This window comes from Acrocarpospora sp. B8E8 (assembly GCF_039871605.1).
GTDB classification, from domain to species: Bacteria; Actinomycetota; Actinomycetes; order Streptosporangiales; family Streptosporangiaceae; genus Acrocarpospora; species Acrocarpospora macrocephala.
Window position 1 is genome coordinate 1 of the sequence record NZ_JBDPLV010000060.1, and the last position, 25,794, is coordinate 25,794.

General features: G+C 69.4%; 21 protein-coding genes. 11 read left to right on the plus strand and 10 right to left on the minus strand.

Annotated features, from left to right (window positions below):
- Positions 1-1,477 (minus strand): HAMP domain-containing protein (locus ABGB08_RS40420; RefSeq protein ID WP_347601783.1); only part of this gene is annotated, 1,477 nt, incomplete at its 3' end.
- Between the two features lie 96 nt (positions 1,478-1,573).
- Between ABGB08_RS40420 and ABGB08_RS40425 the strand changes: the two genes are divergently transcribed.
- Positions 1,574-3,091 (plus strand): SpoIIE family protein phosphatase, encoded by a 1,518-nt coding sequence (locus tag ABGB08_RS40425; RefSeq protein WP_347601786.1) that lies wholly within the window; start codon positions 1,574-1,576, stop codon positions 3,089-3,091.
- On the opposite strand, the gene ABGB08_RS40430 is transcribed toward ABGB08_RS40425, so the two are convergent.
- Together ABGB08_RS40430 and ABGB08_RS40435 are read right to left on the minus strand one after the other, a co-directional pair.
- Entirely contained in the window at positions 3,088-4,836 is a 1,749-nt protein-coding gene (locus ABGB08_RS40430) for a prolyl oligopeptidase family serine peptidase (protein ID WP_347601788.1), read from the minus strand. The genes ABGB08_RS40425 and ABGB08_RS40430 overlap by 4 nt on opposite strands.
- A 131-nt stretch (positions 4,837-4,967) precedes the next feature.
- On the minus strand, positions 4,968-5,801 hold the full coding sequence (locus tag ABGB08_RS40435; protein ID WP_347601790.1) for a putative RNA methyltransferase: 834 nt from the start codon (positions 5,799-5,801) through the stop codon (positions 4,968-4,970).
- Positions 5,802-5,842: 41 nt separating this feature from the next.
- Between ABGB08_RS40435 and ABGB08_RS40440 the strand changes: the two genes are divergently transcribed.
- Both ABGB08_RS40440 and ABGB08_RS40445 read left to right on the plus strand, forming a co-directional pair.
- Positions 5,843-5,989: a hypothetical protein gene (locus ABGB08_RS40440; protein ID WP_347601792.1), complete on the plus strand. Its 147-nt coding sequence runs from the start codon at positions 5,843-5,845 to the stop codon at positions 5,987-5,989.
- 154 nt (positions 5,990-6,143) lie between these two features.
- Positions 6,144-6,893 carry an MBL fold metallo-hydrolase gene (locus tag ABGB08_RS40445; RefSeq protein WP_347601794.1) on the plus strand — a complete coding sequence of 250 codons (750 nt, stop codon included), beginning with the start codon at positions 6,144-6,146 and terminating at the stop codon, positions 6,891-6,893.
- Here ABGB08_RS40445 and ABGB08_RS40450 read toward each other — a convergent pair.
- Positions 6,845-8,077, minus strand: a complete 1,233-nt coding sequence (locus tag ABGB08_RS40450; RefSeq protein ID WP_347601796.1) for an MFS transporter — start codon at positions 8,075-8,077, stop codon at positions 6,845-6,847. The genes ABGB08_RS40445 and ABGB08_RS40450 overlap by 49 nt on opposite strands.
- Before the next feature lie 88 nt (positions 8,078-8,165).
- Here ABGB08_RS40450 and ABGB08_RS40455 point away from each other — a divergent pair, with 88 nt between their 5' ends.
- Positions 8,166-9,038: a hypothetical protein gene (locus tag ABGB08_RS40455; protein ID WP_347601798.1), complete on the plus strand. Its 873-nt coding sequence runs from the start codon at positions 8,166-8,168 to the stop codon at positions 9,036-9,038.
- Here ABGB08_RS40455 and ABGB08_RS40460 read toward each other — a convergent pair.
- Positions 9,026-9,502 (minus strand): NUDIX hydrolase, encoded by a 477-nt coding sequence (locus ABGB08_RS40460; protein ID WP_347601800.1) that lies wholly within the window; start codon positions 9,500-9,502, stop codon positions 9,026-9,028. The two genes, ABGB08_RS40455 and ABGB08_RS40460, sit on opposite strands and share 13 nt — an antisense overlap.
- 169 nt (positions 9,503-9,671) lie before the next feature.
- Between ABGB08_RS40460 and ABGB08_RS40465 the strand changes: the two genes are divergently transcribed.
- Positions 9,672-11,906, plus strand: coding sequence for an MMPL family transporter (locus tag ABGB08_RS40465; protein ID WP_347601802.1), 2,235 nt, complete (start codon positions 9,672-9,674; stop codon positions 11,904-11,906).
- A gap of 35 nt (positions 11,907-11,941) precedes the next feature.
- Here the strand turns inward: ABGB08_RS40465 and ABGB08_RS40470 are convergent, their stop codons facing one another.
- Entirely contained in the window at positions 11,942-13,753 is a 1,812-nt protein-coding gene (locus tag ABGB08_RS40470) for a nitrate- and nitrite sensing domain-containing protein (RefSeq protein WP_347601804.1), read from the minus strand.
- Between the two features lie 99 nt (positions 13,754-13,852).
- On the opposite strand from ABGB08_RS40470, the gene ABGB08_RS40475 reads away from it, so the two are divergent.
- Positions 13,853-14,278, plus strand: a complete 426-nt coding sequence (locus tag ABGB08_RS40475; protein ID WP_347601808.1) for a hypothetical protein — start codon at positions 13,853-13,855, stop codon at positions 14,276-14,278.
- Positions 14,230-14,622, plus strand: a complete 393-nt coding sequence (locus tag ABGB08_RS40480; protein WP_347601810.1) for a nuclear transport factor 2 family protein — start codon at positions 14,230-14,232, stop codon at positions 14,620-14,622. Before ABGB08_RS40475 ends, ABGB08_RS40480 begins: the two co-directional genes overlap by 49 nt.
- Here the strand turns inward: ABGB08_RS40480 and ABGB08_RS40485 are convergent.
- A complete protein-coding gene (locus tag ABGB08_RS40485; RefSeq protein WP_347601812.1) occupies positions 14,606-15,784 on the minus strand; it encodes an NUDIX hydrolase in 1,179 nt (392 codons plus the stop codon). The genes ABGB08_RS40480 and ABGB08_RS40485 overlap by 17 nt on opposite strands.
- Positions 15,785-15,791: 7 nt before the next feature.
- Positions 15,792-16,664, minus strand: a complete 873-nt coding sequence (locus ABGB08_RS40490) for an aldo/keto reductase (RefSeq protein WP_347601814.1) — start codon at positions 16,662-16,664, stop codon at positions 15,792-15,794.
- Between the two features lie 66 nt (positions 16,665-16,730).
- Here ABGB08_RS40490 and ABGB08_RS40495 point away from each other — a divergent pair, with 66 nt between their 5' ends.
- A complete protein-coding gene (locus ABGB08_RS40495; RefSeq protein ID WP_347601816.1) occupies positions 16,731-19,886 on the plus strand; it encodes a BTAD domain-containing putative transcriptional regulator in 3,156 nt (1,051 codons plus the stop codon).
- On the opposite strand, the gene ABGB08_RS40500 is transcribed toward ABGB08_RS40495, so the two are convergent.
- On the minus strand, positions 19,824-20,666 hold the full coding sequence (locus ABGB08_RS40500) for an ABC transporter permease (protein ID WP_347601818.1): 843 nt from the start codon (positions 20,664-20,666) through the stop codon (positions 19,824-19,826). The two genes, ABGB08_RS40495 and ABGB08_RS40500, sit on opposite strands and share 63 nt — an antisense overlap.
- Positions 20,663-21,610: an ATP-binding cassette domain-containing protein gene (locus ABGB08_RS40505; protein WP_347601820.1), complete on the minus strand. Its 948-nt coding sequence runs from the start codon at positions 21,608-21,610 to the stop codon at positions 20,663-20,665. The genes ABGB08_RS40500 and ABGB08_RS40505 overlap by 4 nt, the downstream gene beginning before the upstream one ends.
- A 173-nt stretch (positions 21,611-21,783) precedes the next feature.
- On the opposite strand from ABGB08_RS40505, the gene ABGB08_RS40510 reads away from it, so the two are divergent.
- The 3 genes from ABGB08_RS40510 (at position 21,784) to ABGB08_RS40520 (ending at position 25,788) form a co-directional block, all read left to right on the plus strand.
- Positions 21,784-22,332 (plus strand): hypothetical protein, encoded by a 549-nt coding sequence (locus tag ABGB08_RS40510; RefSeq protein ID WP_347601822.1) that lies wholly within the window; start codon positions 21,784-21,786, stop codon positions 22,330-22,332.
- Between the two features lie 93 nt (positions 22,333-22,425).
- Positions 22,426-23,838, plus strand: a complete 1,413-nt coding sequence (locus ABGB08_RS40515; protein WP_347601824.1) for a PepSY domain-containing protein — start codon at positions 22,426-22,428, stop codon at positions 23,836-23,838.
- A 120-nt stretch (positions 23,839-23,958) separates the two neighbouring features.
- Entirely contained in the window at positions 23,959-25,788 is a 1,830-nt protein-coding gene (locus tag ABGB08_RS40520; RefSeq protein ID WP_347601826.1) for a cytochrome c oxidase assembly protein, read from the plus strand.
- Positions 25,789-25,794 lie beyond the last annotated feature (6 nt).

Below are 25,794 nucleotides of genomic sequence, written 5' to 3' on the forward strand. Positions count from 1 at the left end.
CGACGGCGGTGGAGACGGCGGCGATCTGGCGGACCTGGGAGGTCAGGTTGTTGGCCATGAAGTTGACGTTGTCGGTGAGGTCCTTCCAGACCCCCGATACCCCCCGGACCTGGGCCTGGCCGCCGAGGCGGCCTTCGGTGCCGACCTCGCGGGCGACGCGGGTGACCTCGTCGGCGAAGGAGGAGAGCTGGTCGACCATCGTGTTCATGGTCGACTTGAGTTCCAGGATCTCGCCCTGGGCGTCCACGTCGATCTTGCGGGTCAGGTCGCCGTTGGCGACGGCCGTGGTGACCTGGGCGATGTTGCGGACCTGGTAGGTCAGGTTCTTCGCCATCGAGTTGACGTTGTCGGTGAGGTCTTTCCAGACGCCCGACACGCCCTTCACTTCGGCGCGCCCGCCGAGACGTCCTTCGGTGCCGACCTCGCGGGCGACGCGGGTGACCTCGTCGGCGAAGGCGGAAAGCTGGTCCACCATCGTGTTGAGCGTGTCCTTGAGTTCCAGGATCTCGCCCTGCGCGTCAACGGTGATCTTCTTGGACAGGTTGCCCTGGGCGACGGCGGTGGAGACGGCGGCGATCTGGCGGACCTGGGAGGTCAGGTTGTTGGCCATGAAGTTGACGTTGTCGGTGAGGTCCTTCCAGACCCCCGATACCCCCCGGACCTGGGCCTGGCCGCCGAGCTGGCCTTCGGTGCCGACCTCGCGGGCGACCCGCGTCACCTCCTCGGCGAACGCGGAAAGCTGGTCCACCATCGTGTTCACGGTGTTCTTCAGCTCGAACATCTCACCGACCGCGTCCACGGTGACTTTCCGTGACAAGTCGCCGCGGGCCACCGCGGTGGTCACCACGGCGATGTCGCGGACCTGCGCGGAGACCCGGCCGGACATGGTGTTCACGGCGTCGGTCAGATCCCGCCACGAGCCCGACATGCCGCGCAGATTGGCCCGGCCGCCCAGTTTGCCCTCGGTGCCCACGTCCCGGGTCACCCGGGTCACCTCGGAGGTGAACAGCGCCAGCTGGTCGACCATGCCGTTGATGGCCTTGCCCAGCCGCCGCACCTCGCCGCGGGCCGTCCGGTCCAGATCGATGCGCCGGTTGAGGTCGCCCTTGGCGACCGCGTCGATCACATCGGCGGCGCCGGTCACCGGCGTGACCAGGGCATCGATCAGATCGTTCACCGATTCGACGCTCTCCGCCCACGACCCGAAACCGGGGCCAGGGGTGAGCCGCTCGCCGAACCTGCCCTCCTTGACCACCTCGCGGCGGACCCGGCCCAGCTCGTTGGCCAGATGCTCGCGGCGGTCGGCCACCTCGTTGAGCAGCAGCCGGATCTCACTCAGAATCCCAGGAGGCGTATGCGGCACTCGACGCCGGAAGTCGCCGTCACGCCAAACGGTCAGCGTGTCCAGCAGGGGCCTGAGATCGGACTCCGAATATTGGCGTTCGGTCTCATCCTTTTCAGCGATCGTGCGCATCATAAGGCCTCCTCACACGCCAGTCTGTCACGTTCCGTGGAAGTAAGGCTCACGCTTGTCTGACTCCGCGTCAGCCCGAAGTGTGGTAGGCACGAAGGGGTGACGTCCACTCTACGTGCCGTCCTGGCCGCCTCGTTCGCGGCGGGGGACACGGCTGTTCCCGAGGTTAAGCGGTTCACGCACGAGGTGCTGACCGCGTGGGCCGCCATGTCCATGGTGGAGGACGCGCAGCGGGTGGCGGAGACGCTCGTGGCGGCGGTTCCGTTCGGATCCTTCGAAGTGCGGTGGCTGCACAAGGGGGATTCCCTCCAGATCGAGGTCAAGGAGATCGGGCAGGAACAGTCGTCGCCGATCGACGCGCCCGATTGGGGGGTGACCTACCACGGCACGGACCGCACCCGGTGGGCCCGGCTGGACCTGCCCGGGGGAGTCGCCACGGAGGAGGTCGCCGAGCGGGTCGCCGGACCCGGCTGGCTGGGATTCCTGGCCGACGCCAGCGATCTGCTGGCCGGAACGCTCAATCCCGACATGGTGCCCGCGATCATCGCCCAGATCGTGGTGCCCCGGCTGGCGTCCTGGTGCGCGGTCTACACGGCGGAGCAGCACGGTGGGCCGCTGCAGCTCGCCTACGTGTGGCACGCCGACGAATCCCGCACCGACGCGCTCCGGGCCGAGCTGGACGGGCTGGTGATGCCCGCCGGCGACGATCCCGCGGAGCTGAACGTGGCCGGGTGGCAGGCCCTGGGGTTCCCGCTCACGGCCCGCGGGCGGCGTCTGGGCCTGATGTGCCTCGGGCGCCCCGACAGGTTCCCTGACGAGGTCAGGCAGCTGGCCGAGGACCTGTCCCGCCGCTGCGCCCTCGCCCTCGACAACGCCCGGCTGTACGCGCAGCAGGCGGCCGCCAACCGGGCCCTGCAGCGCAGCCTGCTGCCGCTGGAGGAGCCCAAGGTGCCCGGCCTGGACTCGGCGGTGATCTACGAACCGGCCGGCGAGACCAACGAGGTGGGCGGCGACTTCTACGACCTGTTCCCGGTCTCCGACGGCGTCTGGCGGTTCGCCATCGGCGACGTCTGCGGCACCGGGCCAGAGGCGGCGGCCGTCACCGGCCTGGCCAGGCACACCCTCCGCCTGCTCGCCCGCGAGGGGTACGGCGTCGCCGCCGTCGTCGGCCGCCTGAACCAGGCCATCCTCGAAGAAGGCGACCGCGCCAGGTTCCTGACCCTGCTGCACGGCGAGATCACCCTGGCCCACGGCGGCCTGGACATCCGGCTGGTGTCGGCCGGGCACCCGGAGGCGCTGCGGCTGCGGCCGAGCGGCGTGGTGGAGACCGTGGCCTCCCCGCAGTCCCTGCTCGGGGTGTTCCCCGAGGCGCAGTTCGAGGCCGAGGCCGTCCGGCTCGGCCCCGGGGACGTGCTGCTCGGCGTGACCGACGGGGTCACCGAGCGGCGCGCGGGCCCCCGGCTGCTCGACGACGACGCCGGGCTCGCCAAGTTATTGGCCGAATGCGTGGACCTGTCCGCGCGGGCGGTGGCCGAGCGCATCCGCCGCGCCGTGCAGGACTTCGCGCCGGAACCGAGCGCCGACGACCTGGCCATCCTCGTGCTGCGCGCGCCCTAAGGGCGGGCCAGCACCCGGTTGGCGAAGTCGATCTGGGTGCGCATCTGCCTGATGCGCTCCTCCACCACCCGGGAGGCGTGCGTGGCGTCGTAACGGTAGACGTTGTATTCGCTACTCAGGGCGTCCAGGTAGTTCTCGATCTGGCGGATCGGGCAGCGCGGGTCGTTCTCGCCGGCCAGCACCAGCACCGGGGCTTCGACCATGTCGGCGTAGGTGATCGGGGAGGAGGCCGTGTAGCGGTCGGGGAACTCGGCGGGGGAGCCGCCGATCAGCGCGCGGTGGTAGGCGCGCAGGCCCTCCGCCTCGTCCTCGTAGGCGGCCGTGTGGTCGGCGATCGGGACCGCGGCGATCCCCGCCGTCCACGCCTTGGGCTGGGTGCCCAGGCCGAGCAGGGTCAGGAAGCCGCCCCACGAGCTGCCGGACAGCAGCAGCCGTTCCGGGTCGGCGATGCCCCGGTTGACCACCCAGTCGCGTACGGCGGCCACGTCGGCCAGCTCGATGTGGCCGATGTCGCCGTGCAGGGCGTCACGCCAGGCGGAGCCGTACCCGGCCGAGCCGCGGTAGTTGATGCGGATCACCGCGAAGCCGCTGTCCACCCAGGCGGCCACGTGCGGCTGGAAGGAGTCGTCGTCCTGCGCGGACGGGCCGCCGTGCAGCAGGAACACGGTCGGGTACGGCTGCGGCGTGCCGATCGGCCGGGACACCAGGGCGTGGATGCGCCCGCCTGGCCCCTCCACGTCGATGTCCTCCAGCGGCACCGACGGCGGCGCGGTCGGGCCGGGGTTGATCACCACGTGGCCGTTGCTCGACCTGATCACCGGGGCCTGGGCGGCGCTGGACCAGGAGTATTCGACGGTTCCGTCCGGGCGGGCCACGGCGGCGTCGATCACGCCGTGCGGGGTGTCGATGGGGGTCATGGCGCCCCCGGCCAGGTCGTACCTGAGGAGTTCGGTGCGGCCTCGGTGGTTGTGCACGATAAGCAGGGAACGGCCGTCCACATACCAGTCGGCGGTGACCTCGCCGGGCACCCGCAGGTAGATCTCGCGCTGCTCGCCGGTGACCGGATCCCACACCAGCGGCTCGTGGCGGCCGCGCCGCTCGTGCAGCACCAGCAGGCGGCGGTCGCCCAGCACGGGCGCGAACCTGATGCCGGTCACGCCCTTGCCGGAGCCGTCGCGCAGGTCGCCGACGACCGTGCCGTCGGACTTCAGCACGCGCAGCGCGGGGTGGCGCGAGTCGCCGTGCTCGCTGTGGTTGATCGCGATCAGCGAGCCGTCCAGCGAGATCCCGGCCACGGACGCGAACTCGTCGTGCTCGTAGAGGAGCTTGGGGTTCTCGTTGTCGTGCACGAGAACGACCTGGAAACCCTTGCGGCAGGCGCGGCCGATGGCGGCCGTGCCGTTCGCGGCGAGCCCGAGGCCGCACGGGTAGCCGGGGGAGACGTTGACGGGTTCGGCCGGACCGCCGCCGAAGGGCTGGCGGATCCAGACGCCGTACTCATCGCCGTCGGTGTCGGCGAACCACCAGATCCACTGGCCGGTCGGGTCCACGTCGCCGTGCGCCGTCCCGTTCGGGCGGTTGGTTACCTGCCGGGTCTGCCCGGTGGCGCGGTCCCAGGCGTAGATCTCCCAGGTTCCGGAGGTGTTGGAGCGATAAACGGCGTGATGGGGGGCCTGGCGTGCCCAGACCGGCAGCGTCGTGCGTGGGGCGCGGAACCTGGCCTGCCAGCGTTCCTCGGCCTTCATCGGTGATTCCTCCCGGGGTCCGCCGTTAAGTATGTCTCGTCGGTCTCCAGAACGGCCCAGAAATTGGGGATGTTACGGGCGAATTTACGGCTAAAACTCCCTCCGGTCACTAGGGTCACAACCGCGAGGTTTCACCCCCGTGGTCGCCAGCCTGTGATCAGCACCGACGCCCGCACCGTGACCGGATCCGGAAGCGCGTCCAAACGCGTTTCCCGGTCATGCCAAGCGCTCGGCCCCATCCCCACGACCTCCGCGACCGCCTTGTGGCCAAGCTCCACGTCAAATCCCAGCCGATCCTGTACGGCTAACGCGAACCAATCCCCCAAAGCCGCCGCCAACCGCCCTTCCTTGTCCTCCTCGACCCGCAGCAACCCCAGCCTCTCCACGAGCGGGCTCAGATGATCGGGTCCGGGCGTGACCGTCACCAGCATGCCCCCGGGTTTGAGCACCCGTGCGAACTCGCCGGGATTGCGCGGCGCGAACACGTTCAGCAGCACGTCAAGCACATTGTCCTTGACCGGCAGCGGCTTCCACACATCGGCCGCGACCGCGCCGATCCGGGGATGCGCCCGCGCGGCCCGCTTCAGCGCGTGCTTGGACACATCCAGGGCCAGCCCGACTCCTTTGATGGCCTTGGCGAGATAGAACCCCGTTCCCGCGCCCGCATCCCCCACGATCTGCCCCGGCCCGCAGAGATCGGCCAGCCGGGAAGCGATCGGGTCGTAATACCCGGCAGCGAGAAAATCATCCCTGGCCACGACCATGGCCGGAGTGTCGGCCGTGCCCGGTCGCGTCGATCCGGTAAGAAGGTTGACATATCCTTGTTTGGCGATGTCAAACCCATGTTTATGCGTACAAATCACCGATTCGGGCAGCAAGGAGAAGGATCCCTGACACACCGGACAACGAAGCAGTTCCAATACGTCGACAAGCACCTGTTCAGTAAAACAGCAAGTCGACTGCAAGCCGCAGGGGGTGCAATAGGCACACCACTAAGGAGAACGAAATGACCAGGATCCGCCGCTGTTGCCCGCGATGCCACACCGTCCTCGACGAGGGCCCCATCCTCTACCGTTGCGCCCGCTGCCAGTGCGCCGTCTACGCCGCCGACCTCGACTTCGACTACCCGCTCGTCACCCGCTCAGCACGCTGATCAAGCGTCGGCGCCGACACCCGGTGGATGTCCTGCAGGTCAGTGCCAACCGCTGTACCCGCTCGACCGGTGCCTCGATGTCGTTCTTGCGGCGCGGGAATGATCTGCACCGCCAAATCAGGTTCTCGCGCGGTATCAAAGATATTGTGCGGTAATGCCGTACCAGCCGAGGGTCTTCGCGGGGGTCGAGGTGGTCGCGCTCTGCGACGCCGTCGGGCCGATGGGGGCCGCCATCAGCCGCCCGCTACCCGAACTCTTCCCTGGTGGGAGCTTCGCCGACGGCGAGGACTGGATCCTGCACTTCCACTGCCACCTGCTCCGCGCGGCCGGCGGCACGGTCCTGGTGGACACCGGGATCGGCGGCCTGGACTCGCCCGCGTCCGGCTGGGCGCCGGTGCCGGGACGACTGGAAGCTGAACTCGCCGCGGTGGGCGTGACGCCCGAAGACGTGGACGTGGTCGTCCTGACCCACCTGCACAGCGATCACGCCAGCGGCGCGGTCGTGGACGGCGCGCCCGCCTTCCCCAACGCCCGGTACGTGATCCAGCAGACCGAACTCGACTGGTCGGGCGGCGGCCTGATGCGCGACCGGGTGATCCGCCCGCTCAAGGACGCCCTCCAGATCGTCCACCGCACAGCCGAACCGGTCCCCGGCATCAGGGTCGCCCTCGCGCCCGGCCACACCCCCGGCCACCAGATCGTCGAGGTCGGCGACCTGATCATCTCCGGTGACGCACTGCTCCACGAAGCCCAGCTCGCCGACCCGTCGATCCGCTACCTCTACGACGACGACCAGGAGACGGCCGTGAAGACGCGGACCGCCCTGGTGAACCGCGCGACCGTGCTGGCCACCGGTCACTTCACCAACCCGTTCACGCCGGTGCGATCAGGTGATACCGCCTGAGCCTGCTGGCGCCGTGCCCTCGCCCGGTAGCGCAGCAGCTGCCAGATCGCGATCGCCCAGATCGGATACTGCGCCGCCAGAGCCAGCCGGAAGTCGCCGTGCACATCCAGGCCGATCCCGATCAGGCCCAGCAGGGTCACGGTGACCAGGAAGCCGCCGCCGTTGACGATGCCGGTGGCCACGCCGATGCGCTCGGCCGGGTTGAACGTCCGCGCGTAGTCGAAGCCGATCACCGAACCGGGGCCGTTGGCGGCCAGCACCACCATGTGCGCGATCAGCAGCCAGCCGGGCGCGGGCCCCGGCCACAGCAGCACGACCGTCCAGGACGCGGTCGTGCTGGCGACGATCGCCAGCACCATCCAGGAGCGCCGGGTCGGGAAACGTCCGGCCAGCCAGCCGAACAGCGGGTTGTAGGCGAGGGACAGCACGGTGAGCGCCGTGATCAGGCCGCCTGCCGCCTGCGGGCTGAGACCTTGCTCCTTGACCAGGAACGGGTATCCCCAGAGCAGGAGGAAAGCCGCTCCCGACGACTGCGTCGCGGCGTGCGTCCACATCCCGAGGCGGGTGCCCGGTTCCGCCCAGGCGGCGCGTACGCCCCGGGCTTCGCCGGCACCGTCCGGACGGCCTTCGCGTAACCCCACCAGCACGACGATCAGCGCGAGCGCGCACAATCCGGCGGCGCCGAGGAAGGTGGGCGTCCAGCCGTGCCGGTGGAGGGCGGTGATCAGCGGTACGGCCGCGGCGATCCCGCCGATGGCGCCGAGCAGGCCGGTGAGCTGGACCATGAGCGGGTTGCGGTGGGACGGGAAGGAGAGGTTGATCATCCGGATCACGCTGATGAACGTCATCGCGTCGCCGCCGCCGACCAGCACCCTGGCGGCGACCGCGCCGAGCGCCCCGGTGGACAGGGCGAAGACCAGCTGCCCCAAGCCCATGATCAGGGCTCCGGTCAGCAGCATACGTTTGGAGCCGAACCGGTCGACCAGGATGCCGACCGGGATCTGCATTCCGGCGTACACGAGCAGTTGCAGCATGGCGAGCACGGACAGACCGGCCGCGCCGAGGCCGAAGCGTTCGGCCGCGTCCAGGCCGCTCACGCCGAGTGTCTGACGTTGGAAGACGGCCACCGCGTACCCGAAAACGCCGACCAGCCAGAAAATCAGCGCCTTCCGTCCCCCCGCCATACCGACAACTTTACCTTTACTATATTTTTTCGGGATAAACGGGGTGGCTGGTTGGCAGTGCCGAGGGGAATCCAGCAGGATCTGGTGGATGAGAACCCGGATCTTGGCCGTCGCGGCGCTTTTGTCCCCTCTTGTCCTACCGGTTAGTGCGGCCGCCGCGACCGCGCCCGTTTCCGGAGCGGTCTTCTATCGCTTTTCCGACAAATCCGACATCTACCGCTACCTGGCGGGCAAGTTCACCAAGACCAGCGTCGACGGCGCCGGGCAGTTCTCCGCTTCGCCGGACGGCAAGAAGGTGGCCTGGGTCGACTACAACAGCAAGCTGCACGTCACCTCCGGCAAGACCGACAAGATCGTCGCCAAGAACGTGATCTTCGGGGCGCCGTGCGCCACGCCGGTCTGGTCGGCCGACTCCCGGCGGCTGGCGTTCCCGATGACCGGCACCGAGAGCACCGCGCCGATCGGCGTGGTCAACGCCGACGGCACCGGCGCCAAGAAGGTCGGCCGCACGTACGGCGTCTGCCATCTGGCCTGGTCGGCGAACGGCCGCTACCTGGCCGGCTACGCGGGCACCACCGACGGCGTGCACCTGCTCGACCTGACCACCGGCAAGACCCGCAAAGCCGCGGGGATCAAGCTCGCCAACCATGTGCAGAGCCTCTCGCCCGATGGGCGGAAGGTGATCATCCATGCGATCAAGCCGTCCGACCCCGGCGGCGACGGCGCCTGGCCGACCTATTTCCGGCCGACCGTGGTGGACACGGTGACCGGCGCGAAGCTCACCATCCCCGTCACGGGCACCCTGATCGGCGCGATCTACCTCCCCGACGGCCGCCTGGCGGTCCGGGTCAAGGGCGCGACCCGCAACACGGTGGTCGTGCTCAGCAAGACCCTCAAGCCGGTCCAGAAGTTCGCCGAGCCCGCCAGCGTCCGCGCCATGGGCCTGCTTCAGCTGCTCTGAGGCCCGCAGGACAGGTAGGTGCAGACCGAGTCCGCCCGCGCCCGCTGGCTCGCCGTGAACCGCTCCAGCAGGTGCGGCGGCAGCAACTCGGCCGCCTGCTCCGCCGTGAAAAAGCCGTACGCGTCAAGCTCGTCCTCCTGCAGCACGATGCCGTCCCCGTCCGGCAGGGTGCCGCAGTCGAACATGAAGTGCACCAGCGCGTACGGCCGGTCGGTCAGCTCGGGCACCCAGTGCACGGTCAGCAACCGCCCGACCGGCAACTCCAGCCCGAGCTCCTCCTTGACCTCGCGAGCGCACCCGGCCTCAGGGGCCTCGCCGTCGTCCACATGCCCGCCCGGCCACCCCCAATGGTCCCGGTAGTTGGGTTTGACCAGCAGGACGCGGTCGGCGGGATCGGTGATGAAGGCTCCGGACGCCGCGATCACTCGATACAGCCCGGCGTAGAACTCGTCAGCGGGGATCACGACCAAGAGCGTAGCCGGGGGTATCCCCCACCCTGATACTCGGGTTTTCCCCTAGACCTTCCGGACGAGAGGTGTAGCCCCTAGGCAGTACACCTGAATTGGCTGTTCAGGCGGATGTTTCTCAACTGATCCATTCCTACGGTTAAGAAAAACGTAAAGGGGATCAGACATGAGAACGAGGAGAAACCTGGCCGCCACGGTCGGGGGTTGGAGCGCCCGCCACCGGTGGTGGGCGCTGCTGATCTGGGTGGGCTTTGTGGCCGCCGCGACCTTCGCCGGGAGTGTGGTGGAGACGGGGGAGATGCGGAGCTATGAGAGCTCCAACGGGGACTCCCGGGTCGCGGAGCAGATTCTGGACGAGGCGAACTACAAGAACGTGGCGGGCGAGGTCGTGTTCGTCCAGAGCGACACGCTCGTGGTGGACGATGCCGAGTTCCGGGCGGCGGTGGCGGCGGTCACCTCGGCGGTGAACGGCACCGGGCAGGTGGAGCACGTGCGCACGCCGTACGACGCGGAGCCTTCGCCGGTCAGCGAGGACAAGCGCACCACGCTCGTGCAGTTCGACATGAAGGGCGACGGGGAGACCGCCAACGAGCGGGTGCAGCCGGTGCTGGACGCGGTCGCCAAGGTCGCGGCCGCCCATCCGGACCTGCGGATCGAGCAGGCGGGTGGCGCCAGCGCGAACAAGTTGATCGGCGAGGCCATCGACCAGGACTTCGTCCGGGCCGAGCAGCTCTCGCTGCCGATCACGCTCGGCATCCTGCTGGCCGCCTTCGGCGCGCTGCTGGCGGCGCTGATCCCGGTGGCGCTGGCGATGACCGCGATCTTCTCGGCCACCGGCCTGCTCGCGCTGACCAGCCAGCTGCTGCACGTGGACAGCGCCACCACCAACGTGATGCTGCTGGTCGGCCTGGCCGTCGGGGTGGACTACTCGCTCTTCTACATCATGCGGGAGCGTGAGGAGCGGGCGAAGGGCCGGGACAAGCGCCGGGCGATCGAGATCGCTGCGGCCACCTCGGGCCGGGCGGTGCTGGTCTCCGGCATCACGGTCATCGTGGCCATGGCCGGGATGTTCCTGACCGGCAACGGCGTCTTCATGGGCTTCGCCGAGGGCACGATCCTCGTCGTGCTGACCGCGGTGGTCGGCTCGCTGACCGTGCTGCCCGCGCTGCTCTCCCTGATCGGCGACAAGATCGACGCTCGGGTCGTCCATGGCACCGTCCGGGTCGCGACGCGGGGGCGCGTGACATGGCGGCGCATCCTGGGCGTGCGCGGCGGCGAGAGCCGGTTCTGGCACGCGGTGCTGAGCCCGGTGCTGCGGCACCCGGTGCTCGCGATCGTCGTCGCCGGCGGGCTGCTCATCGCGCTGGCGGTTCCCGCGCTCGGCCTCAAGCCGGGCCCGACCACGATCGACGACCTGCAGGGCGACTACGCCATCGCGGAGACGTTCAAGTCGATCGAGAAGGCGTTCCCGGGCGGCAACGAGCCGGCCGTGGTCGTGGTCAAGGCCGCCGACGTGACGACCCCGGCGGTGACTTCCGCGATCGAGAACTTCAAGCGCGAGGCCTTCGCGACCGGCGAAGCCAACGAACCCTTCAGCGTCACGATAAATCCGGACAAAACGGTGGCGCGGATTGATATCGCGATCAAGGGCAGCGGCACCGACGAGGTGTCCGAGCACGCCATCCACACGCTGCGGGAGAAGGTCATCCCGGCCACCCTCCCCGGCGCCAACGTGACCGGCAGCACGGCCGGCTCGATGGACTTCAACGACCAGATGGTCAGAACCCTCCCGCTGGTCTTCGGGTTCGTGCTGCTACTGGCCTTCCTGCTCCTGCTGATGTCCTTCCGCTCCCTGGTGGTCGCGATCAAGGCCATCGTGCTCAACCTGCTCTCCGTCGCCGCCGCCTACGGCGTGCTCGTCCTGGTCTTCCAGGATGGGTACGGCGAGAGCCTCCTCGGCTTCCAGTCCACCGGAACCATCACCGACTGGCTCCCGCTGTTCCTGTTCGTGATCCTCTTCGGCCTCTCGATGGACTACCACGTCTTCATCCTGAGCCGGATCCGGGAGGCGTACGACAAGGGCATGCGCACCGAGGACGCCATCCGGCACGGCATCACCAGCACGGCGGGCGTGGTGACCAGCGCTGCGCTCATCATGGTCGCCGTCTTCGCGGTCTTCGCCACCCTCTCCCTGCTGTCCTTCATGCAGATGGGCATCGGCCTGGCGGTGGCGATCCTGATCGACGCCACCATCGTCCGGGCGATCCTGCTCCCGGCCACCATGAAACTGCTCGGCGACTGGAACTGGTATCTACCGCGCTGGCTCGGCTGGCTGCCGGCCCTCTCGCACGGCGACGACGACGAAGTCGCGTCCCCGCCGAGGGAACCCGCACTCGTCTGACCCGCCCTGAAGGCCTCGTACCCGGTACGAGGCCTTCAGGCGTCGATAGCCGCGGGGCGTTCGATCAGGGACTCGGGGATGACCACGATCGCGGTGGTGCCGCCGTAGGGGGACGGGCGCAGGCTCACCGTGATCTGGTTGCGGTGGGCGAGGCGGCCCACCACGAACAGGCCGAGCCGGTCGCTGTCGGCGAGATCGAACTCCATCGGCCCGGCCAAACGCTCGTTCATGGCCGCGAACTCGGCGCCGTTCATGCCCAGACCCCGGTCCTCCACCTCCACGACCACCCCGCCGCGCCCGGGCTCGGCCCGCACGTAGACCTTCGTGTACGGCGGCGAGAAGATCGTCGCATTCTCCAGCAACTCGGCGATCAGGTGGATCACGTCCGCGACCGAAGACCCCGACAGCGACACCGACGGCATCGGCAGCACGGTCACCCGCCCGTAGTCCTCCACCTCGGCGAGCGCGCCGCGGACCACGTCCACGATCGGGACCGGCTTGCGCCAGCCCCGGCCCGGGACCGCGTCGGAGAGGATGATCAGGTTCTCCGCGTGGCGGCGCATGCGGGTGGTCAGGTGGTCCAGGCGGAACAGGTCCTCCAGGGCCTCCGGATCCTCCTCGCGGCGCTCCATCGTGTCCAGCTGGGTGAGCTGCTTGTGCAGCAGCGACTGGCTGCGCCTGGCCAGGTTGAGGAAGACCATGCCGACGCCCTTGCGCAGCCGCACCTGGCCGGCGGCGGCCTCGATGGCGGTGCTCTGCACCGTGTTGAGGGCCTTGCCGACGTGCTCGATCTCCAGGATGGCGTCCGGCATGGCCGGGACCTCGCCGGGCTCCTCGATCTCCTGGCCCTGCTGGAGCTGGTCGACGGCGCGCGGCAGCCGCACGTGGGCCAGGTTGAGCGCGGCGGTGCGGAGCTGGGTGAGCTCGCGGGTCAGGCGGCGGGTGAAGCGGACACAGATGATCACGGTCATCACGATGGCGACCAGGCCCAGGCCGCCCGCCAGGCCCACCCGCAGCAGCACGCCGATGGCGGCCGGGGTGACCCGGGCCACCAGGCGGTCCACCGAGGCGACCTGGTTGCGCTCCACCTCGGTCCAGTAGAGGTCCACGACCACCTGGGCCTCCGGGGGCGCGGTGCCGGCCGCGACCTTGTCCTCCAGGGCCAGGAAGTTGGCCTGGGCCTGGGTCGGTGCGTACGGCGCGGCCAGTTCGGCGTCGAGTTCGGCCAGGGCCTTGCCGTACTGGAAGCGGCGGGTGGCGGAGGCCTGGTTGAACGCGGCGCGGGCGGCCGGGTCGAGGCCGCCGACGATCAGGGCGCGCTGGCGGGCCAGCAGCTCCTTGGCCTGGCCGAGCGAGGTGACCGCGCGGGCCTGCCGGTAGATGCCGGTGTCGGGGACCAGGATCATCGTGTCGTACATCCGGAACGTGACGTCCACGATCCGGTTGTAGGCCTCGATCACGCGCAGCCGGGTGTCGCCCTGGTCGGCCTGGGCGCGGATCTCGTCCAGGCTGTCGAGCTGGTCGAAGACCGCGGTCACGTGGGGTTTGAGCTTCTCGTCGACCTCCAGGTCGCTGGCCAGCTCGCGGAAGGTGCCGACGGCGGCGTCGGTCTGGGCGCGCTGCTTTTCCAGCGGGCTGCCGGCGACCGTGAGCAGGCGCTCGTGCTGGAGCTCGATCACGACCTGCTCTGAGGGCGTGGCGATCGCGTTGACCAGCGAGTTGATCTGGAGGAGCCGCATGCCGTCCACGCCAGTGATACCGGCGGCGAACGCCCAGAGGGCGATCAGTGCGACCAGTGCGGGAACGACCAGGATCACAACCTGGAACCGGATGGGTCGAGTACGCATACCGTCCCTGACAGTTTGTGGTGGAATGCACCCCCAGAGATCATCGCTGAGGCTACACCCATTGGAGCGCTCGTGCCCCGATCATCTTCGGGCTGGACCATGGCCGTTTTCGGCATACTCGCTTTCGCCCTCGGTATCCTGGGCCTTCTTTCCCCGTCAACCCTGCTCGGCATGCTGGGCTTCGAGGCGCTTGACCAGCGCGCTCCTGGCGACTACACCCTCGTGTACATGGCGGCCTCCTCAATGGCAGCCATCAATATGGGGATTTATTACGTTTTCGCCGCCGCATCTGAGTTCCGATCGTTCTACCTGTGGACGGTTCCGTTCCGTCTGCTCACCTGTACGGTTTTCACCATCCTCGTCATCACCGAAGCCGCGCCGGCGGAGTTTCTCGGCGTCGGCCTCTGGGAGGGCGCGGGCGCGCTGATCACCGGCACGGCGCTGTGGATCGAGGCCCGTCGTGGTGTCATAACCCGATGGATCCCCGAGAGGCAGCCGGCCGTTTCGCCCGTACCTGGCAAATAGGCTGGACCACCCACGACACCGCTCTGCTCGCCGCGCTGTACGCCGACACCTGCGTGCATCGCTCGATGCCGTTCCGCCCGGTTCACCAGGGCAAGACCGAACTGATCGAATACCTGGCCTGGTCCTTCGCCTCCGAAGAGATCGTGCAGGTACGGTTCGGCGAACCCCTGGTGGACGGGCGTACGGCGGCGGTGGAGTTCCTCGTCCACGCCAACGAGGACGGTCAGCCGGTCACGCTGGCGGGGTGCGTCTTTGTGACCTTCGACGACGAGGGCCTGGTCACGGAGTCACGGGATTACTGGCATACGACCGAAGGGCATGTGGAGCTCACCAGGCCTCGATGAGCGCGCGGTCGCGGGCGGGCATGCGCAGACCTTTGGGAACGCTGTCCGGCGGGGGCGTCACCGCGAAGACGAACCTTCTGCCGGTGACTCCCGTCGAGCTCACGTAGTCGGCGGCACCCGCGTAGCGCGGCGGTCCAGGATGCAGGCGCGCGATCGCTTGCTCCAAACTCTCACCCGGCCGCACGATCGTGGACGGCAGCCGATCGCTCTCCGCGTCCGAGATCATCAACACGCCACCGTCGACCGCCGCGAGAACGGCCACGGTCAGTTCCTCGCATTTGGATCGCGCCGCTTCGTCCCGCAATTCGGCCAGTTCGGGCCGCTCCCAGCCGTGCAGAGAGAAGAACCCCCGTTGGGCGTGGATGCCCGCGACGACGGCTGGAAGCGTGTTGACCGGGAGCTCCGACACCGGAAACCAGGCGATTTTTTCGCATTTATCGGGTTCTGCGTTTATGGGGGTGCCTGACCAGGATCGTGCGACGAGGAAGAAGCCGATGCGGCTTGCGCAGCCTGGATTGCGGTGGTGCATGACGTGGACGACGTCGAGCTCGCCGACCTCGATTCCGAGTTCCTCCTTGGCTTCGCGCGCTCCGGCGGCGAGCACCGATTCGCCTTCGTCGAGATGGCCGGAGGGCATCGCGCCCCACTCGCCGTCCGCGTAGCCGGTGTCGCGGCGCAGCCCGAGCAGCACCCGATCCCCGTCGAACAGCAGCACGTGCACGTCCACGACCGGGCGATACCGCCGCCGCGCGTCCACCAGCGAGGGGAGGACGGCGGCGTTCTCGATGACGAACTCGCGCAACTCCTCCGGGACGAAGTTCACCGTGCCGACGTCCTCGGGGCGAATGCGCTGGATCTCGTGGCCGCTGCTGTCGTGTCCGTTCCGGCGGGACAGATCCATCTCGACCAGGCGGGCCACGTAGACCGTACTCCGATAATCGGGTTCGACCAGCGAGAACACCGGCACGACCGGGCCGGCGGTCGCGCCGAGTTCTTCTTCGAGTTCCCGCCGCAAGGCCGCCTCAGGCGAGGCGTCCCCCTTCTCGATTCCTCCACCCGGCGTGATCCAGTACGGCTCACGTCCCGCTTTATCCCGCCTGAACAGGACAAGCTCCTCGCCGTCGAACAGAAGGGCGCGGACGCTGTGCCGTACTGGATCCATAGGTTGATTATCCGCTCAAACGAGCCAATTCCTCCGGGGTGAGCTCCAGGTCGAGCGCGCCCAGCGAGTCCGTGATCGTGTCCGGGTGACTCGACCCCGGAATCGGGATCACGATCGGGCTGCGCGCCAGCATCCACGCCAGACAGACCCGCTGCGGCGACACCCCATGCGCGTCCGCGATCTCGCCGAAGGCGGCGTGCGCGCTGCCCAGCTGCCGTGCCGACCCCATCCCGCCCAGCGGCGACCAGGGCAGGAACGCCAGGTTCAGCTCCTCGCACACATCGATCTCCGGCTCGCTGCTCCGGAACCGGGGCGAGTACTCGTTCTGCACGCTCACCAGACCCGGCCCGAGGATCTCCGCCGCCTCCCGGATCTGCGCCGGATTCGCGTTCGAGATCCCGGCGGCCCGGATCTTCCCCGCCTCCAGGAGTTCCTTCAACGCGCCGATACTCTCCGCGTACGGCACCGAAGGATCGGGCCGGTGATGCTGATAAAGCGCGATGCTGTCCACACCCAGCGCCTTGAGCGACCTCTCACAAGCCTCCCGCAGGTACGTGGGACTCCCGTTCAACCCCCAACCGCCCCCGGCCACCCGGGTGTGCCCGCCCTTGGTCGCGACCAGCACATCGTCGGTGTCGCCACCCCAGGACGCCAGCGCTTTCGCGATGATCCGCTCGTTGTGCCCGACTTCACGATGCGAGGGCGTATACGCGTCCGCGGTGTCGATCAACGTCACTCCCGCGTCCAGCGCGGCGTGCACGGTCCTTACCGACTGGGCTTCATCCGGCATATGCCCCAGAACCGACATGGGCATCGCACCAAGACCAATGGCGCTGACACTCACAGTACCGATCTCTCGCGTTCTCATACGTCCCACCATGCCAACTGGAGTGGGCTCCAGGTCAAGCTGCCCGCTCCATCCACATCGGGTGGCAGAGTGGCGGGTATGCGAGTGAGCATCCTCGGGCCGCTCGAAGTGGTCGCCGGGGGCGAGGTGTCGACGATCGGCGGGGCCAGATTGCGGGCCCTGCTGGTCCGGTTGGCCATCGACGCCGGGCGGGTCGTGACGCTGGACCAGCTCACGGAGGCGCTGTGGGGCGAGGCGGCGCCGGCGGACCGGGCCAACGCGCTCCAGTCGCTGGTGTCCCGGCTGCGCAGGGCACTGCCGCGGGCGGAGCCGCTGCGGTCCGCGCCGGGCGGGTACCGCCTGGACGTGCCCAGGGACGACGTGGATCTGTACAAGTTCGAGCGGCTCGCCAGGGAAGGGCGGCGATCCCTGGAGGCGGGGGATCCGGGCACGGCCGTGGCGCGGCTCGACGACGCGCTCGGGCTGTGGCGCGGGCGTCCGCTGGCGGATCTCGCCGAGGCGCCCTTCGTGGACGCGGCGATCAGCCGGTTGGACGAGTCCTGGCTGTCGGCCACCGAGGACCGCATCGAAGCCCGGCTCGCGCTCGGCTCCCCGGCCGGGCTCGCCGCCGACGTGGCCGAACTCGCCGCCAAGCATCCCCTGCGGGAGCGGCTTCGCGGCCTGCTCATGCGCGCGCTCTGCGCGGAAGGACGGCAGGCCGAGGCGCTGGCGGGCTACGACGAGTTCCGGCGGCTGCTCGCCGACGAGCTCGGCGTCGACCCCGGGCAGGCGCTCCAGCAGACCTACCTCGCCGTCCTGCGCGGTCCCGCCACTCCCGTACGGCGGTCGCGGGGGAATCTCCGTACCGCGCTGACCAGCTTCGTCGGCAGGGACGACGAGATCGCCTGGATCGGCGCCAGGCTCCGGCAGGATCGGCTGGTCACGCTCGTCGGCCCCGGCGGCGCGGGCAAGACCCGGCTCGCCGTCACCGTCGCCGCCGGGTTGCCGCAGGCCGCCTGGCTGGTCGAGCTCGCCCCCGTGACCAATCCGGCCGACGTGCCGCAGGCCGTGCTGGGCACGCTCGGCCCGGCCTACAGCGGCGACGCCAAGGGCGACTCGATGGGCCGCCTGGTCGAGACGCTGTCCGGCGCCGAGACCGTGCTCCTGCTCGACAACTGCGAGCACGTCGTGGACGCGGTGGCCCGCCTCGCCGACGAGCTCCTCGGCCGCTGCCCGCGCCTGCGCGTCCTGGCCACCAGCAGGGAACCTCTGGGCATCCTCGGCGAGACGCTCTACCCCGTCCCGCCGCTCCGCCTGCCCACCGCCGACGACCTCGGCCCGGCCGTCCGGCTCTTCGCCGACCGGGCCGCCGCCGTCTCCCCGGGCTTCGCGCTCACCCCCGCCAACACCGGCCACGTGATCGAGATCTGCGGCCGCCTGGACGGCCTCCCGCTGGCCATCGAACTGGCCGCCGCCCGGCTCCGCGTCCTCGCCGTCGAGCAGGTCGCCGCCCGCCTGGACGACCGATTCCGGCTCCTGACCGGCGGAAGCCGTACCGCGATGGCTCGGCACCAGACGTTGCGCGCGGTCGTCGCCTGGAGCTGGGACCTGCTCACCGGCGCGGAGCGGCGGCTGGTGGCCCGGCTGGCCGTCTTCCCGGCCGGATTCACGGTGGCCGCCGCCGAATCCCTGGGCGGCACACTCGACCTGCTCGCCGCCCTCGTCGACAAGTCACTGCTCCAGCTCGTCGAAGGCCCCCGCTACCGCATGCTGGAAACCATCCGGGAGTACGCGCTGGAGCGCCTGGCCGAATCCGGCGATCTGGTCGAAACCCGGGCCGCGCACGCCGCGTACTTCCTGGACCTCGCCGAGACCGCGGAGCCGCACCTGCGGGGCGGCGACCAGATGGCCTGGATCACCACCCTCGACACCGAGCACGCCAACCTGCTCGCCGCCCTGCACTTCGCCGCCGACCGCGGCGACGCCGACACGGCGGTACGGCTCGGCGCCGCGCTCAGCCAGTTCTGGTTGATCCGCGGTAAACGCAGCGAATCCGCGGGCTGGCTGCGGCTCGCTCTCGACGTCCCCGGCGAAGCTCCCGAGACCGCCCGCCAGATCGCCACCGCGCTCTATCTGATCAACTCCGCGGTCTCGGACAACTTCGCCAAGCTCGCCAACACCATCGAGGAGCTCGAGGAGCTCGCCGATCTGTCTGGCACGGACGGGAGCCATCCGCTGCTCCTGCTGATCGAACCGGCTCTCGCCCTGTTCACCGACGACACCGCGCGCGGCCTGGAGCGCATCGGCGCACGACTCGACCACCCCGACCCCTGGGTCCGGGCGACCCTGCACCTGCTCCGCGCCTTCATCCGCGAGAACGACGGCGACCGCTCGGGCATGCACGTCGATCTGACGGTGGCCGTCACCCTCTACCGCGAGATCGGCGAACGGTGGGGTCTCGGGCACGCGCTCACCTCGCTGGCCGACGTGCTGCTGGTGTCCGGCGACTTCGACGGCGCCATCGCCGCCCTGGAGGAGGCGATCATCCTGGTCCGCCAGCTCAACCCCGACGACGACGCCGGGCACCAGCGGATCTGGCTGGCCCAGGTGCGAGCCCAGAAGGGGGACGTGGCCCGGGCGCGGGCCGAACTGGAGGAGATGGCGGTGCACGACACGCGGGAGTGGACGGTGCGCAATGTCGTCTTCGCCCGCCTTGGTCTGGGGGATATCGCCCGCTGGGTCGGCGATCTGGACGAGGCCGCCCGCCAGTACGGCCTGGCCGTCGCCGAAGTGGCAGGCCTGAACGAGATGCGACTGCTCGCGCCGCAGTTCCGGGCGCTGATCCTGACGTCCCGGGCCTACCTGGCCGTGGAGATGGGCGACCTGGAGGCAGCGGCGGAGCTCGTCGACCTGGCGGCCGACCTGACCATGATCGCGAAGGATATGCCCGTGCTGGCCAGGGTGGGGGTCGCCGCGGTGGCTGTCCAGGCCGGGCGTGGCGAGCCCGTCCGGGGCGCGGTGACGCTCGGGGCGACCGAGCAGCTGCGCGGGGCGGCGGACCGGCTCAACGCCGAAGTGGTCAGAGTCTCCGGTCACCTGGCCACCGTCCTGGGCGAGACCGCCTACGGGCGGGCGTACGCGAATGGCGTCGCGCTCGCCCGAGCCGACGCCATCGCGCAGGTGCGGTGCGGTTCAGGTCCTGCGGCGGTAGGCGCGCACGGCGAGTGGCGCGAAAACGGCCAGCAGCAGCACTGAGAACGCCATGCTCCAGGTGATGTGCGACCCCGCCGGGCCGCCCACCATGAGCGCCCGCGACGCCTCCATCGCGTGCGACACCGGGTTGATGTCCACCCAGGTCTGCAGCCAGCCTGGCAGCGTTTCCTTGGGGGTGATCATGCTGGTGCCGAAGGTGAGCGGGAACAGGACGAGAAAGGCGATGCCCTGGACTGAGCCGGGTTCGCGTACCAGCATGCCGACCAGGACGAAGACCCAGCTCAGGCAGAACGCGAACACGATCGTCAGCACGATGGCCAGCAGTGCGGACAGCGGATTGGTCTGGATGCGGAAGCCCATGATGGAGCCGGTCGCCATCAGGGAGATGGTCGCGACGACGTACCTGATCAGATCGCCCATAACCGAGCCGATGAGCGGCGCGGATCGTCCGATCGGCAGGCTGCGAAACCGGTCGAACACGCCTTTTCCGATGTCGGTGTTGAGGTTGACGCCGGTGGCCATGCCGCCGAACAGCACCGTCTGGACCAGGATGGCGGGCAGCAGGAACTGCAGGTAGTCGTGGGTGGAACCGGCGACGGCGCCGCCCAGCAGATACACGTACACCAGGGTGAAGATGATCGGCTGAAGGGTCACGTCGAGCAACTGCTCCGGCGTGCGAAGCGTCTTGATCAGGCTCCGCCTGCCCAACGCCAAGCTATGCCGCACCAGCCCGAACGGCCGCTCCACGGTCCGCACCGCAACCGGCCGGGCCATGGTCGTCATGCTCGTTTCCCTGTCCGTCAGTCGGGATGTCTGGGTCATGCCGCCTCCTCCTCGGTGTGGCGGCCGGTCAGGGTGAAGAAGACCTCGTCCAGGCTGGGGAGGCGCAGCGAGAGCTCGGTGACGACGATGCCCGCGTCGGCGAGCCGCCGCACGATCTCGGTGAAGGCCGCGTCGCCGTCCACGGGCACGGCCACCACGCCCCGGGTCGGCGAGTCGGCCGGGCGTCCGGCCACCGACGCGAGCACGGCGGCGGCGTCCTCCAGCCGGGCCGGATCGGCCGGTCTGGCCAGCACGGTCTGCCCCCCGACCACCCGCTTGAGCTCGGCCGGACTCCCGTTCGCGATCACCTTCCCGTGATCGATGACCGAGATGTCGTCGGCCAGCGCGTCCGCCTCCTCCAGATACTGCGTGGTGAGCAGCACGGTCACGCCGTCCCCCACCAGCGACCGGATGATCGTCCACACGTCGTCCCGCTTGACCGGGTCCAACCCCGTCGTCGGCTCGTCGAGGTAGAGGACATCGGGGCGACCCACCAAGCTGGCCGCCAGGTCAAGCCGCCGCCGCATTCCCCCCGAATACGTCTTGGCCGTGCGATTGGCGGCCTCGGCCAGCCCGAAGTCGTCCAGCAGCTCCTTCGCCCGGGCCCGCGCCTCCGACCGCCGCAGATCCAGCAACTGCCCGATCAGGACGAGGTTCTCCATCCCGGTCAGATCCTCGTCCACCGAGGCGTACTGACCGGTCAACCCGATCATCCGCCGCACCTTGGCCGCCTGCCGCACCACATCCAGCCCCCCGACTGCGGCCCGCCCCTCGTCCGGCCGCAACAGGGTCGCCAGAATCCGCACCGCCGTCGTCTTCCCCGCCCCGTTCGGCCCCAGCACCCCCAGCACACTTCCCTGCCGCCCACCCAGATCGATCCCGGCCAGCGCGGTCGTCTTCCCATACCGTTTCACGAGGCCTTCCGCCTCGAACGCGAATGTCATACCACCAGCCTGGCCACCCCCACTGTCATCGACCGCACAGACCGCTGACATCTGAATGCTTCATGCGACAGGATTCGAACGGTCGGCCCGTGGGCTGCGTATCTTCGCGCGTGGGTGGTGATCCCGGGAGATTGGATCTTGCCAGGCTGATCGTTTCTGCGAGCATGGGGGGCGTGGACAGCGGTCGGCCCGTGTTTCGTGCCCTGCGTGCCGGGGTGTTCGCCGTTGTCTGCGTGTTGACGTCGCTGGGGATGCACGTGCTCGCGGGTGGGGCTGGTGTGCGGCCGGTCACGTTGGCCGGGGCGGCGGCTGCGACTGGAGCGGGCGCGTTCCTGCTGGCCCGCCGCCGTCGCGGGTTCGCCGCCTTGCTTCCCGCCGCTTTCGCCGCCCAGTACGGCATGCACCGCCTCTTCGGCGCCGGCGCCGTGGTGGACACGGACGGGCACCACAGCGGTGGCCTGTCGACCGCCTTGGGCATGGTGCTCGCGCACGCGCTCGTCGCGACGCTGTCGGCCTGGTGGCTGGAACGCGGCGAGAACGCGCTCGCCACCCTGATACGCCTGCTGGCCTGCTCGCTGCTTGACCTTCTCCGCCTCCTCGCCGCCACCCTGGTGGTGATTCCGGTTCGGTCGGTGGCTCCGATCACCGGCCCGGCTCCCGCCATCACGGGCAGCCAGATCTTCACCTGGACGCTGTGCCGCAGGGGCCCACCGCGTCACTAGGTCTTTCCCGCTCTCTTCAGGCCGCTGTTGTCGCCGCGGCTATTCCGTCATGGCTCATGACGTCCCCCTGCTGCTCTCCCCATGGAGAAACTCATGACCTCGGTCGAGGTACGCCCGGAGATCCCCTCCGTGGCGCCGGCTGCTTCCTCGCAGCGCTACCGCGCCTTCTGGCGCTGGCATTTCTATGCCGGTCTCTTCGTCGCTCCCGTGCTTTTCGTGCTCGCCGTAACGGGCGGGATCTACCTGTTCAAGGAACCCTTCGAAGAGTGGAACTATCAGGACGTCCGTACCCTCGCGGAACCCGTCGGGAGCGCGAGGCCGCTCGCCGAGCAGGTCGCGGCGGCGCAGCTCGCGCGGCCGGGTGTGCCGGTCATGTCGGTCATCCCGCCGGTCGCGTCGGACCGGAGCACACGCGTGATCATGGAGGGGGCGGAGTCGGGGCCGTGGGCGCAGGGCGTCTCGGTGTATGTCGAACCGTCGAGTGCCGCGGTGCTCGGGCAGATCGACGACTCGGTCACGTTCATGCGGATCGTCAGAACCGTTCACGGCGAGCTCATGTCGGGCGTGATCGGGGATCGTGTGGTGGAGACCGCCGCCTGCTGGGCGCTGATCCTCGTGGCCACCGGCACCTACCTCTGGTGGACCAGCCGCGCCCGGAAACGGCCGCGCCGCTCCGGGCGGGCCCGGCTGCGCCGCCTGCACACGCTGACCGGAGCGTTCGCCGGTTTCGCGATCGTCTTCCTGGTTCTGTCTGGTCTGCCGTGGTCCGGCGTGTGGGGCGACGGCGTCCAGCGTCTCCAGGACAGCTTCGGTTCGGGATACCCGAGCGTCGAGTCGTCCTCCACGCTGTCCGGCGATCTCTCCACCAACCCGGACGCCAAGGTCCCGTGGGCAGCCGAACGTCTGCCGGTGCCCAAATCCCACGCGGGCCACGGCTCGGCGACCGGCGTCCTCCAGCCTGGCGCCATCTCCATCGAAAGCGCCCTCGCCACCGCCAGACCGGCCATCCGGGACTGCCCCCCAGCTGAATGCGACGTCAAGATCCTTCTTCCTGACGGCGCCGAGGGTGTCTACACCGTCGTCACCGACCCTCGCCGCGATCCCGCCGCCGCCCAGACCCTGCACATCGACCAGTACAGCGGCCGCCTCCTCGTCGACTTCGGCTGGAACGAGTACGGGCTCATGGCCAAAACCGTCGAACAGGGCATCGCCCTTCATGAAGGCCGCCGCTACGGCACCGCCAACCTGATCGTCATGCTGGCCGCCTGCCTGGCGCTGATCACCCTGATCATCACCGGCGTCTGGATGTGGTGGAAACGCCGCCCCCGCGGCCGCGCGGGCGCTCCGGCCCGGCCGACCAGCCGCCGCACCTCGTACGCGGTGATCGCGATCATGGCCGTCCTCGGCCTGCTGTTCCCACTCGCGGGCATCACGATGCTGGCCGTGCTCCTCCTCGACTGGCTGGTGATCCGCCGGGTCCACCGCCTGCACCGGATCTTCGGCTGACGCGCGATCGTGCCCGTCCGACGGCCGGGCGGGCACGATCCCCAGCACCTCTCGCCCCGGACTACCGAAACAGACATACTGAGGAACCGTTATGGCGGGATCTTTTAGAGGATGTCGGCGATGACCACTCCGCGGTTACGCGGCGGAACGCTGGCATTCGTCGGCGCGCTCGCGGCTCTTGCTGTTTTGCTGGTGGCGCTCTGGTTCGGTGGGGGAACACCCGCGCCGACGATCGCGGGCCTGCCATCGCCAGGGTCGCTGACCCGCTGGGGCCTGCCGATCGTCCGATTAGTCCACGACATCTGCGCGGTCGCGACCGTCGGCATCCTGGTCGTATCGGTCATCGCCGCGCAGGACGCCAAAGCGCGCGCCTCGCTCGCCCAGGCCGCCGGGCGATGGGCGGTCGTCTGGACGTTCAGCGCCTCGCTGACCGCGTTGCTCACCCTGTCCGACTTCCTCGGCCTGCCGGTCGGCGAAGCCGTCGAATCGGGCGTGCTGCCGACCTTCCTGTTCAACATCCCGCAGGGGCAGGCGTTCTTGATCGTGACCGTGCTGGCGCTAGCCGTCTCCATCGGCGTGCTGCTGCCGCTCGGCACCTGGGGCAGGGTCGTCCTGCTCGCGATGGCGGTCGTGACCGTGCTTCCCCCCGCGTACGCCGGGCACTCCGCCTCCGCCGCCGACCACAACCTGGCCGTCTCCAGCCTGATGCTGCACATCGCCGCCGTGACGATCTGGGTCGGCGGCCTGCTGGCCCTGGTGCTGCTCCTGCGCGATTCCCCCGACCTGGTCACCACCGTGCGGCGGTTCAGCGCGCTCGCCCTGTGCTGCTACATCGCCGTCGGCGTCTCCGGCACGATCAACGCGTGGGTCCGCGTCGGCGGCCTCGAACCCATCTTCACCACTCGGTACGGCCTGCTCATCCTGGCCAAAATCGCCGCCCTCCTCGTCCTGGGCTGGTTCGGGTGGCGGCATCGCCGTACCACGATCGAGGCCATGTCCTCCGGCGACACCCGCGCGCCCTTCCTCCGCCTGGCCGCCGGCGAGATCGTCGTCATGCTCGCCACCGTCGGTCTGGCCGTCGGCCTGTCCAGGACCGCGCCGCCTCCGTCCGAGGTCGAGCTGACCACCGACAACACCGCCCTCGGCTACGTGCTCTCCCCGTTCTCGCCCGGCGGCCTGCTCACCCAGATCCGCCCCGACCCGATCCTGCTGCTGATCGTGGTGGGCCTCGCCGTCGCGTACCTGGCGGGAGTGCGCCGCCTCGCCCAGCCCTGGCCGCCCGCCCGCACCGCCGCCTGGCTCGGCGGCCTCCTCATCCTCCTGTACGCGATGACCGGCGGCCTGGCCGCCTACGCCCCCGCGATCTTCTCCATCCACGCCGTCCAGTACGGCCTGCTGAGCACGCTCGGCCCCGCCCTCCTGGTCTTCGGCGCCCCGTTGACCCTCTACCAGGAGGTCAACCCGTCCGGCCAGGCCAGAATCGACAGCCCGCTCGGCCGCGCGCTCTCCCATCCGTGGACCGCGCTGGGCTTGTACGGCGTACCGCTCCTGGCCCTTTACCTGACCCCGTTCTTCGACCTGGCCCAATCCAGTCTCGCGGTGCGCTTGATCCTTCAGGTCATCGTGGTCCTGACGGGTTTCATCTTCTTCGCGACCGCGATCGGGGAGGACCCGCTCCCTCGCCCGATCGTCGCCATCGTGCGCACCCGGATCCTGGCCGCCGCCCTGGCCCTGAACGCTTTGATCACGTTCTTCCTGCTGATCGGCCCGTCGCGCGGGGACGACTGGTATGTCTGGCTGGACCTCGTCTGGGCTCCCGATCGCGAGACCGATCAGCAGCTGGGGGCGATGCTCGCCCTGGCCTTCCCCGCCCTGACGATCATCACCCTCATGCTGCTCCTGATGGGCCGCTGGCGGACGGTCCGCCAAATGGCCGGCAAACGTCAGTGATCAGAC